Source organism: Agreia sp. Leaf283 (assembly GCF_001422485.1).
In the GTDB taxonomy this organism is placed as follows: Bacteria; Actinomycetota; Actinomycetes; order Actinomycetales; family Microbacteriaceae; genus Agreia.
Genome location: NZ_LMNF01000001.1, coordinates 702,962 through 714,097 on the forward strand (window position 1 = coordinate 702,962; position 11,136 = coordinate 714,097).

9 protein-coding genes are annotated in these 11,136 nt (G+C 68.1%); 6 read left to right on the top strand and 3 right to left on the bottom strand.

All coding sequences use genetic code 11. From position 1 onward, the window contains the following. Positions 1-113: 113 nt before the first annotated feature. Both ASF51_RS03120 and ASF51_RS03125 read right to left on the bottom strand, forming a co-directional pair. Positions 114-1,124 carry a LacI family DNA-binding transcriptional regulator gene (locus ASF51_RS03120; RefSeq protein WP_055925015.1) on the bottom strand — a complete coding sequence of 337 codons (1,011 nt, stop codon included), beginning with the start codon at positions 1,122-1,124 and terminating at the stop codon, positions 114-116. 81 nt (positions 1,125-1,205) lie between these two features. Further along, positions 1,206-2,231, bottom strand: a complete 1,026-nt coding sequence (locus tag ASF51_RS03125; protein ID WP_055925017.1) for a LacI family DNA-binding transcriptional regulator — start codon at positions 2,229-2,231, stop codon at positions 1,206-1,208. A 198-nt stretch (positions 2,232-2,429) separates the two neighbouring features. Here ASF51_RS03125 and ASF51_RS03130 point away from each other — a divergent pair, with 198 nt between their 5' ends. From ASF51_RS03130 to ASF51_RS03155, 6 genes are all read left to right on the top strand, one after another. Continuing rightward, positions 2,430-3,917: an ADP-ribosylglycohydrolase family protein gene (locus ASF51_RS03130; protein WP_055925020.1), complete on the top strand. Its 1,488-nt coding sequence runs from the start codon at positions 2,430-2,432 to the stop codon at positions 3,915-3,917. A gap of 89 nt (positions 3,918-4,006) precedes the next feature. Beyond that, positions 4,007-5,338: an ABC transporter substrate-binding protein gene (locus tag ASF51_RS03135; RefSeq protein WP_055925023.1), complete on the top strand. Its 1,332-nt coding sequence runs from the start codon at positions 4,007-4,009 to the stop codon at positions 5,336-5,338. A gap of 132 nt (positions 5,339-5,470) precedes the next feature. After that, entirely contained in the window at positions 5,471-6,445 is a 975-nt protein-coding gene (locus ASF51_RS03140; protein ID WP_055925026.1) for a carbohydrate ABC transporter permease, read from the top strand. A gap of 2 nt (positions 6,446-6,447) precedes the next feature. Beyond that, positions 6,448-7,239: a carbohydrate ABC transporter permease gene (locus ASF51_RS03145; protein ID WP_055925029.1), complete on the top strand. Its 792-nt coding sequence runs from the start codon at positions 6,448-6,450 to the stop codon at positions 7,237-7,239. Further along, the gene (locus ASF51_RS03150; RefSeq protein ID WP_055925032.1) at positions 7,236-8,933 is read left to right on the top strand and encodes a hypothetical protein; all 1,698 of its coding nucleotides are present in this window, start codon (positions 7,236-7,238) and stop codon (positions 8,931-8,933) included. The genes ASF51_RS03145 and ASF51_RS03150 overlap by 4 nt, the downstream gene beginning before the upstream one ends. Then, positions 8,930-10,093: a glycoside hydrolase family 99-like domain-containing protein gene (locus ASF51_RS03155; protein ID WP_055925035.1), complete on the top strand. Its 1,164-nt coding sequence runs from the start codon at positions 8,930-8,932 to the stop codon at positions 10,091-10,093. The genes ASF51_RS03150 and ASF51_RS03155 overlap by 4 nt, the downstream gene beginning before the upstream one ends. A 3-nt stretch (positions 10,094-10,096) precedes the next feature. On the opposite strand, the gene ASF51_RS03160 is transcribed toward ASF51_RS03155, so the two are convergent. Then, positions 10,097-11,110, bottom strand: a complete 1,014-nt coding sequence (locus ASF51_RS03160) for a LacI family DNA-binding transcriptional regulator (protein ID WP_369797277.1) — start codon at positions 11,108-11,110, stop codon at positions 10,097-10,099. Between the last annotated feature and the right edge of the window lie 26 nt (positions 11,111-11,136).

The window sequence follows — 11,136 nt, forward strand, 5'->3', positions numbered from 1 at the left end:
ACGACAGGCATGTCGGGTGCACGGTCACTAATTCAGGAGGAGAGCGCTGCCGAGTGGATAGTGGCGGCGGCAACGCTCTCCTCCTGAATGAGAAACGGGAGACTGCGCTAGCGTCAGCCGCCGGTACTCGCCCGCACCACGAGCTCGGGCTGGAACACCACCTGCTGCGGAGGCGCCGACGGGTCCTCCGCCTCGGCCAGCAGGATCTCGACCGCGGTCCTGCCGATCAGCGCGCTCGGCTGCCGGATGCTCGACAGCGGCACCACGGCGGCGCTCGCGAAGTCGATGTCGTCGTAGCCGATGAGCGCGATCTGCCCGGGAACCGCCACGTCGGCACCCTGCATCGCGAACGCCTGCAGCAGTCCCATCGAGACGAGGTCGTTCGCCGCGAAGATCGCGTCAGGCCGATCGCCGGACGCCCGTCCGACGATGTCGGCTCCCGCGGCGCGCCCGGCCAGAACGCTCAGCGCGTCGATCTCGATCACCTCGAGCGAGGCATCCGGATGCCCCGCGACGGCCGCGCGGGCGCCCTCGAGTCGGTCGGCGACCTGGCGGATGCCCATGGGGCCGCCCACGAAGGCCAGCCGACGCCGACCAAGAGAGAGGAGGTGCTCGACCGCGAGCCGTCCGCCGGCGAGGTCGTCGACCGACACCGAGCTGAACGCTCCGTCGGGGCTCGACCGGTCGACGAGCACGGCCGGAATGCCGCGCTTCTTCAGACGGGAGAGGCGCTCGCTGATGTCGGCGTAGGCCGAGATCACGACCCCGTAGACCCGTTGCTGCTCGAACAGGTCGAGGTAGGTGGCCTCGCGCGCCGGATCCTCGTCGCTGTTGCCGAGGGTCACGGTGAGCCCGGACTGCGAGGCCTCGTCTTCTGCTCCGCGGGCCAGGTCGGTGAAGAACGGGTTGCGCACGTCGAGAACGACCATGCCGATGGTGCGGCTACGACCGTTGCGCAGTTGCCGGGCGGCGTCGTTGCGGATGAAGCCGAGCTCGTCGATGGCGCGCTGCACGCGCTCCGCCGACGCGGGCGAGACCTTCTCGGGATGATTCAGCACGTTCGACACCGTGCCGACGGAGACGCCGGCGCGCTGGGCGACGTCTCTCACGCTCGACGCTGACATGGTTCTCACCCTAGGGCCACGCCCGCCGATCGCCCGGCCACGACGCTGGTCAGCGCCGAGGAACTCATCACCGGGCCCTCGTCACGCCTCCGGGTCGGCGAAGCCCGCCGTCGACTCCCTGACCACGAGTTCGGGCTGGAAGAGAACCTGCCGATGCGTGTGGCCGTCGGGCGAATCGACCTCTTCTTGAATCAACGAGACGCCCATGACGCCGAACATGGCGCCGGGCTGGCGGATAGTCGACAGCGGCACGACGGCCGCGGTGGCGAAGGCGATGTCGTCATAGCCGATAAGAGCGATCTCGTCGGGAATCTGGACGCTGTGCGACATGACGAAGGCCTGGATAAGTCCGAGGGCCACGAGGTCGTTGGCGGTGAACATGCCGTCGGGCCTGCGACCGCGATCGCGGTCGAGGATCTGCTCGCCCACACTCCGGCCCACTCCGACGGTCAGCTCGGCCGTGTCGATGACCTCGAGGGTGGCGTCGGCGACCTCGTCGACAGCTCGGCGGGCACCGGTGAGGCGATCCTCGATACCGATGATGCTCACGGGCCCTCCGACGAAGGCGATGCGTCGTCGGCCGATGTCGAGGAGATGCTTCACCGCCAGATATCCGCCGTGCTCATCGTCTCCGGCGACGGAGCAGAAGTCGTCGAGACTCACACGGCGTTGCACGAGCACGGGGGCGATGCGGTGCTGTCGCAGCTGCTTGAGGCGCTCGGTCAGGTCGTCGATCGGCGCCAGAAAGACACCCTGCACCCGCTGCTCCTCGAACAGGTCGATGTAGCGCAGTTCGCGTTCTGCGCTCTGGTGGGAGTTGCCGACGATGAGCATACGACCGCCGACCTCGGCCTGGTCCTCCGCGCCGCGTGCCATGTCTGCGAAGAACGGGTTGCTCGAGTCCTGCACGATCATGCCGATGGTGCGGCTGTTGCCGGCACGCAGCTGGCGGGCCGCGTCGTTGCGCACGTAGCCCAGTTCACGGATGCCCTCGAGGACTCGGGCCACCATGTCGGCATTGACGGTGTTCGGTCGGTTCAGCACATTGGAGACTGTTCCCAGGGATACTCCCACGTGCTCGGCTACGTCACGGATGCTCACGACCATGTGCTGCCCTCCCCGAGCCCACCATCGGCCCCCGAGCGGCTCCGCGGGCAACGATTCGATAAAGCTCTTGTCACCGTCTCCGGCGTGTGCAATCATAACTCGTGAATCGTTTCATGAATCGTTTCATAGAACGTTTCAGAAAAGATTGATCGAAATCCGGCCGAGAGCCGAACCCTTACTGATGAGAGGCACCTGACGATGGCGTCACGAGAAAAGATCCTGGGCTGCTGGCTGGGCAAGGCCGTGGGCGGAACCCTGGGCCAGACCTTCGAAGGCCTGTCCGGGCCCCTGTCCGCAGACTTCTACTACCCCGTTCCCGAGGAGATGGTGCCCAACGACGACCTCGATCTGCAGGTGCTCTACGCGTGCATCATCGACGGCCTCGAGACCCCTGTGGTCGACCGGCACATCCTCGCCGCCTCCTGGGCGGATCACGTCGAGTTCCCGTGGAACGAGTACGGAGTCGGCATGCGCAACCTCGCCGAGGGGCTGCGGCCTCCCTTTACCGGGTCGTTCGACAACTGGTTCACCTGCGGCGAAGGGGCAGCCATCCGCAGTGAGCTCTGGGCCTGCCTGGCCCCGGGAGATCCCGACCTCGCCGCTGCCTACGCCTACGAAGACGCGTGCTTCGACCACGCGGGCGACGGCATCGTCGCGGCCCAGTTCCTGGCCAGACTGCAGTCGCTGGCCTTCGTCGAGTCCGACCCCGACACCCTGCTCGACGGCGCACTCGCCGGCATCCCCTCCGACAGCGGAATCCACGCCGTCGTCACCGACACCCGCGCCTGGGTGGCCGAAGGTCTCGACTGGCTCGAGGTGCGCGAACGCATCATGGAACGCTACGGGCGCAGCGACTTCACCGACGTACGTCCCAACACGGGATTCGTCGTGCTGGGCTGGCTCGCCGGCGCCGACTTCTCGGAGCGCATCTGCATCACCAACAACTGCGGCGAGGACTGCGACTCGTCGACCGCCTCGCTCGGCGCCCTGCTCGGAATTCTCGACCCCGGTTCCATCGACCAGAAGTGGCTCGCCCCCATCGGCCGCGACCTCGTGCTCAACGACGAGATCACCGGCATCACTCCCCCCGCCACGATCGACGGCTTCACCGACCTCGTTATCGACCTGGCCGAACGCCTCGGCGGCCGAGCACCGGAGCCCGAGCTCCCCGCCTTCGACGCCGGTTCGCACGCCATCCCCGTGCAGCTCAGCTGGTACAACACGATGTTCGGCAAGTGGGACATCCGCGACCAGACAGAACTGCCGCCGATCGGCTCCGCGTCACCCGCCGCGCAGGTCGACTTCGCCCCGGCCACCCTTCCGGGCACGTGGGTCACGAAGCCCCGCGAGGAGTTCGAGGACCGCATCCTCGTTCTCCGCTACTCGCTGACAGGCCGCGGCCGCGAGAACGTGCGACTGATGTTCAACAGCACCGAGCACTTCAGGGTCTGGCTCGACGACGAGTTCCTGTTCGGGGCCCAGGGAAGCCAGTACATGTTCCCTGCTCCCCACGCCGCGCCCGTCGGCCAGACCCACGACTTCACGCTGGGCGATGGCGTGCACGACCTCGTCATCGCCGTACGCAAGCCGCCCGCCGAACGAGCCGCAGCCGAGTGGGTCATCGGCCTGGTCGAGCTGCCGAGCGCGCTCTGGATCGAGAACGCATTCGCGCCGGATCGCGGCTGAAGCCTGCCCCGACAGGGCATCCATACGTACCCTTGGCCGCAAGGGTGCTCTTCCCGAATACACCGAAGTAACTGGAGGACGACAACACCATGAGAATCACCCGCATCACGAAACGACGGGCAGCGCTCGCGCTGGCCCTCGGCGTCACCGCAACGCTCGCCTTCTCGGCGTGCAGCACCGGCGGCGACACCCCGACCGACGGCAAGACCACCGTGACCTTCTGGTCGTGGAACCCCGACGAGACGACGGCCGAGCCGTATATCAAGGCCTTCGAGGCAGAACACCCCGACATCACGATCGACCACCGCTTCATCCAGTTCGCCGACTACACGAGCGCCACCCAGCTGGCCCTGACCTCGGGCTCGGGGCCGGATGTCTTCGGCACGCAGGTGGGCGCGCTCACCGAGCAGTTCGCCCCGCTCTCAGCCGACCTCGCCCCGTACCTCGAAGAGACGGTTGGCGCGGACTGGTCGGACAAGCTCACGGCGACGGACCAGCTCGCGGTCGACGGCAAGCAGGTCGGCGTTCCGTGGATGATCACGGGTGGAGGCCTCGTCTGGGCGAACCAGACGCTCGTCGACTCGCTCGGACTGACCGTGCCCACCACCGCGGCCGAACTGAAGACGTTCTGCGCCGCTGTCGAGGCCGCAGGCAAGGACTGCATGGAGCAGGGAGCGAAAGACTCCTGGCAGAACATCGACGTCTACCAGTCGATCATCAACCAGATCGCGCCCGGCGACTTCTACGACGCGGTCTCCGGCGACGCCTCGTTCGACACCCCCGAGTTCATCGAGGCGTTCGACGTGTGGAAGAGCATGTTCGATGACGGCATCTTCCAGGACGGTGCCCTCGGAGCCGCCGCCTACCCCGACGCCAACGACGCGTTCCACAAGGGCGGGGCGGCTCTGATCGCCTTCGGCAGCTGGCAGAATTCCGACACCACCAAGACACGACTCGGCCAGTACGTCGACACCTACGGCGACCCCGCGCTCGCCGACACCGAGTTCGTGCCCTACTTCTTCCCGCAGGTCGTCGACGGTGGAAAGACGGGAACGATGTTCGGCGGTCCCGATGTGGGCTTCGCCGTCGCCTCGAGCAGCAAGGTGAAAGACGCCGCGGCGACCTTCGCCCTGTGGCTCAGCGCGAGCGACGCCGGCCAGGAGCTCATGGCGAAGAGCGTGCAACAGCCCGCCCTCGCCTCCGTGCCGCTCGACCTGAGCGACGTGGTGACCGACACCCAGAAGTCCGCGCTCGAGGCACAGGGGCCGGCCCTCTCCGACATGATCGGTGCCCGACAGATCTCGAGCGCCGACGTGCAGACCGCCCTCGGAGACTCCCTCTCGGCCGTCGCCTCGGGCCAGCAGAGTTCGGCGGATGCTGCGAAGGCCGTCGACGACGCGATCGCGGCCGCGTACAAGTAGCGCTCCGCCGACCCGAAAGCGGCGGTGTCGCGGGCCGGGCCCCCTCCCGGCCCGCGGCACCGCCGCGGTCCCTCGACCTCCCCCAACACTCCCCCCACCCCCACGGCACCACCCGACGAAGGCGACAAGTCAATGACGATGAGCCCCACCCTCGACACCTCCGACCCGGAGGACGGAACCGGCACCCCCGGCGACTCGCGCGCGAGACGCGGCCACGGGCATCCACCCACCCGACGGCCGAAGCGCCGCGGCGGCCGCACCGCGTACCTCTACGTCCTGCCCGCCCTGATCCTGGTGGTGGGTGTGGTCTACCTCGGCATCGGCTACAACGGGTGGGTCTCCACCCTCGACTGGAACGGCATCGACCCCAACCCCGAGTCGGTGGGCTTCGACAACTACGCGAAGATCTTCAGCGACAGCATCTTCTGGGACTCGCTCTCGCACGTCGCCATCTTCGGCGTGATCGTGATCCTCGTGCAGATGGCGCTGGGGCTCACGATGGCGCTCGTCTTCAGCGGCCCGATCTTCGGCAGCAACATCTACAAGATCATCGTCTTCGTGCCGGTCATCCTCTCTCCGGCGGCCGTGTCGATCGCTTTCCGCCAGCTGCTCAGCCCCGACGGTCAGGTCAACGAGGCGCTGCGGTTCATCGGCCTCGACGTTCTGACGAACGCCTGGATCGCCGACCCGAAGACGGCACTCATCGCCCTCGCCGTGATCAACATCTGGCAGTGGACGGGATTCAGCTTCATCCTTTACCAGGCCTCGGTGAGCCAGATCGACCAGAACCTCTACGAGGCCGCCCAGATCGACGGCGCCGGAACCTGGCGGATCATCCGGTCGATCGTCATCCCCCAGCTGAAGGGAACGCATGCGACGCTCGCACTCACGGGCGTGATTGGCGCCCTGAAGACATTCGACATCGTGTTCCTCGTGACGGGCGGAGGCCCTGGCCGCAGCACGGAGTTTTTGACCACCTACATCTACAAGCAGGCCGTGCAGCAGTTCAACTCCGGCTACGCCGCGGCGCTCGCCATGGTTCTGCTGGTGCTCGCCCTCACTCTCACCGCATTCCAGATGCGGGCCTACCGTTTCGGAGAGGACTGATCATGTTCGGACGCGTATCCCTTCGACAGAGGCTCGTCTACCAGGTGGTGGCGACGGTTCTCGTCATCCCCTTCCTGTTCCCCCTCGTGGCCATCGTCGCGATCTCGTTCTCGGGCCAGGGGCCACTGGCCAACTACACGGCCGTGATCACTCAGACGCCGTTCTTCACCTTCCTGCTGAACAGCGCGGTGATCTCGGCGGGCACCATCGCGCTCATCTACGCGGTGACCATGCTGGCCGGCTTCGCCTTCGCGAAGCTCAAGTTCTCGGGCCGCAAGCTCCTCTTCAACGCGATCCTCGTGGGTCTCGTGCTGCCGAGCATCGCCCTGATGGTGCCGATGTTCATCATCGTGCGCCAGCTCGGCCTGTTCAACAACTTCCTTGCGGTGATCCTGCCGCTGAGCGCGGTCACGGTTCCGCTCACCCTGCTCCTCGCCCGCAACTACCTCAACGGAATCCCCGACGAGGTGATCGAGGCGGCGAAGATCGACGGGGCCACGAGCTTCGGCACGCTGGTGCGCATCGTGATCCCCCTCTCGCGCCCGATCACCGCGGTGATCATCGTCTGGGCGTTCCTGCAGGCGTGGAACGAGTTCTTCCTGCCCCTGCTGTTCCTGCAGGATCAGAACCTGCAGGTGCTCACCCAGGTGCCCCAGTTCTTCACGAGCACCTACGGCTCCGACGTGCCCAAGATCTTCGCCGCCCTCGTGCTGGTCTGCCTGCCCATCGTGATCACGTACCTGCTGCTGCAGAAGTTCTTCGAGAAGGGACTGACGGCGGGTGCCGTCAAGTGAGCGACGGCGCCGAGGCGTTCGCTCGGGGCATCCTGCGCGAACGCCTGCGTCTCGCGACCGCTCAACTCGGCTCGAGCACGCCCTACAGCGATGACCTCGTGGTGCAGGATGTCGAACACCGGCCGGGCGCGCACCGCCTGTTCCAGGACTACCGCGGCGATCTGTCGGGCCGTTACCTCGGAGCCGTCGCCGTGGCCTACCGCGAGCGCCTGCCCGTCGACCTCGACAAGGCGCACCGCATTCTCGACCGCGTGATCGCCGCCCAGAATCCCGACGGCTCGTTCGGCTCCCCCGCGCTGCCCGCCCTGGCCCGCGATCACGGCGCCGCCTGGGGGCACGGCCGACTGCTCGACGGCCTGCTCTCGAGCGCCTCGTGGGTGTCGGCCGAGAGGGCCGACCGTCTCGGTGACGCGATCGATCGTCTGGCGGGCCACGCCGTCGCATCCGCCGCCGGCTGGGTCGACTGGCTCTCGCGCGAACCGTCGCGCAAGTTCCTCCTCGACCCGCTGTCGCTGGTGCGTCCGCTCGCCCGGTTCGCCGCCCTGCGCGGCGATGACCGGGCGATGGATGCGGCCCGCCGGCTCGTCGAGGCGGCTCCCGCCATCGTCGATCGGCTGCACCTGCACGGGTACCTGCTCTTCTTGCGGGGTCGCCTCGAGGTCGCCGTCGCCCGCGACGACTGCTCGGAGGTCGATGCGGTGTGCAAGCAGGCCGACGAGGTCGCGGCCCGGTTCCTGCTGCCGAGCGGCTCGGCCCTCGAGAGCCTCTCGACGCCCTGGGACATCAACACCGAGGGCTGCGGCACCGCTGACTGGGTGATGCTCTGCCTCGAACTCGCCGAGGCGACCGGCCTCGATCGATTTCGCGAGCGCGCCTGGCTGGCCGGCCTCAACGGTCTCGCCCACGCGCAGCAGGCATCCGGTCATTTCGGCTGCGAGACGCTCGTCGGCGACGGCCCACTGCTCGCCCTCGACTACGCGCCCGAGGCATGGTGGTGCTGCACTTTCCACGGCATCGAGGCGCTCGGCGCGCTGAGCCGGTCGCTGGCGCGAGTGGATGCGTCGGGCGGGTTGGTCGTGAACCAGCCGCTCGACGCCGTGGTCGAGTCCGCCGATGGCGACGTGCTGCTCGAGGTCGCCGGCGGCTACCCGTTCGGCGATCGCGTCGAGCTGCGAGCGGGCGCCGCCCTGCCGCAGGGCAGCGGTCTGCGGCTGCGGATCCCCGAGAGCGTGACGGTGTCGTTCTCGACGGGGCGCCTGGAGGCAGGCTGGCTGATCCTCGACGCGCTCGATCCGAATTCCGTCGTCGTCGTCGAGGTGTCGCCCGCCCTGTGGTTCGATGTGGCGGGAACCGCCTCGACGCCGCCGTTCGGCAACACGACGTCGGGCGCACCGGAGCTCGGCGAGACCCGGGTCACCCTCTTTCTCGGGCAGCTCGCCTACGCCGCGAACGCGCACGAGAATGACGCGGAAGACCTCGTGCGCGCCCGCACCCTCGTGCTCGACCCGTCGCATCCGGTGCTGCAGCGTGGCGACGCGACGGGCGAGTACGCGGTGCGAGTGGCCGGTCGCAACGAGTTCGGCACCACCGTTCGGCTGGCGCCGCTGGTCACGAGCGAGCTCGCGAGGAACTCGCGGATGACGCGCCTCGGCTTCGCCGGCATCGTCGCCGAGCACAGCGGGGCGCACGCATGAGCGCGCCGCGCGAACGGTCCGGCGACGCTCGACGGCCGACGGTGCTGGCGTACTACTTTCCGAGCTGGCACGACGACCCGCGCAACGCCGCCTGGTTCGGCGAGGGCTTCACCGAGTGGAGCCTGCTGCGCGACGCTCGCCCGCGCTTCGCCGGCCACAGGCAGCCGCGGGTGCCCGCACTCGGCGAATGGAACGAGGCCGACCCCGAGGTGGGAGCGCGGCAGATAGAGCTGGCGACCGAGAACGGCATCGACGGCTTTCTGATCGACTACTACTGGTACGACGACGGCGGCTACCTCGAGGGCGCCCTGCGCGACGGCCTGCTGCGGGCTCCCAACGTGGGCGATATGACCTTCGCCCTGATGTGGGCCAACCACGAGCTCGTCGACATCTTTCCGGCGGCATCGCCAGACGCGCCTCCCCCTCGACTCGCCACGGGCGCCATCGACCGAGCGGCCTTCGAGCGCTTCGGCAGGCACATCATCGCCGAGTACTTCACCCATCCGTCGTACCTGCGCGTCGACGGCAGGCCGTGGCTCTCCGTCTATGAGATCGGTTCTCTCATCGCGGGGCTCGGCGGCGTGGCCGAGACCGTCGACGCGCTCGACTGGCTCCGCGCCGAGGCGGTCTCGAGCGGCCTGCCCGGCATCCACCTCGACGCGGTGATCTGGGGATTCGGCGTGCTGCCGACCGCGGTCGTGCTCGACGACCCCCTGTCACTGGTGACGAGACTCGCGTTCGACTCGGCCACGTCGTATGTGTGGATGCACCACGTCGACGTCGACGCGCACGATTTTCCCGCGGGCGACGCCGACCGGCTGCGACGGGAGGCGTTCGCCGACTACGAGCGCACCGCCGCCGCGTTGCCCGTGCCCTTTCACCCCAACGTCACGGTCGGCTGGGACTCGAGCCCGCGCACCGCCCAGCAGCTGCCCTACGAGCGCGGCTCCTACCCCTTTCTCACGACCTGGGATGCGTCCCCTGCGCAGTTCGAGGGCGGCCTGGTCGAGGCGAAGTCGTTCGCCGACCGACACGGCGGCCCGCATCCGATCGTCACCATCAACGCGTGGAACGAGTGGACAGAAGGGTCGTATCTGCTGCCCGACACCACCCACGGCATGGCCTACCTCGACGCGGTTCGACGGGTGTTCGGGCGCTGACGCTCAGGCCGGCACCCGCGTGCTCTCGCGCGCCATGAGCTCGGGCTCGAACACCACGTGCTGGAATTCGGAGCCCGCCGTGCCGTCTATCTCCGCGGTCAGCAGCTCGGCGGCGGCCTTGCCCATTCCCCAGGTCGGCTGGCGCACCGACGAGAGGGGAACCGCCGCCGATGCGGCGAAGTAGATGTCGTCGTAGCCGATGATCGCGATGTCGTCGGGCACGCGCACGCCCGCCCGGGTGAGCGCCTGAAGCACCCCGAGGGCGAGCAGGTCGTTGGCCGCGAAGATCGAGTCGGGCCGCTCGGAGGGCTCGAGAGCGAGCAGTTCCTCTGCCGCATCCCGGCCCGCGTCGGCCGACATGTAGGGGCGCTCGATCACGCGCAGGGGCGCGATTCCGGCCTCGGAGAGAACGGACTGGGCTCCGTGCAGGCGTTCGCTCACCTGCACGACGGCGCTCGAGCCCCCGATGAACGTGGGCCTCACCCGCCCGATGTCGACGAGGTGCTGCAGGGCTATCTGTCCTCCCCTGCGGTCGTCGACCGACACCGAGCTGAAGTCTCCGATGCCGCCGAACCGGTCGACGAGCACCACGGGCGTTCCACGGCGGCGCAGGCGCTCGAGCCGGTCGGTGGTGCGGCTCACCGGGGTGACGAGCAGGCCGGCGACCCTCTGCTCCTCGAAAAGATGCAGGTACGACTCCTCGCGGGCGGCGTCTTCGGCGCTGTTGCCCAGAATGAGCGAACGCGACGAGAGAGCGAGGGTGTCTTCGACCCCGCGGGCGAGGTCGGTGAAGAACGGGTTGCCCACGTCGAGCACCATCATTCCGACCATGCGGCTCTGCCCCACTCGCAGCTGTCGGGCGGCGTCGTTGCGCACGAAGCCCAGCGTCTCGATCGCCTCGAGAACACGCTTCTCCGTGCCGGGGGCGACCTTCTTGGTGCCGTTGAGCACATTCGACACCGTGCCCACCGACACCCGGGCCAGGGCGGCCACATCACGCACATTGGCGGCGACCATCATTCATCCTCCGGAAGGCGGTTCTT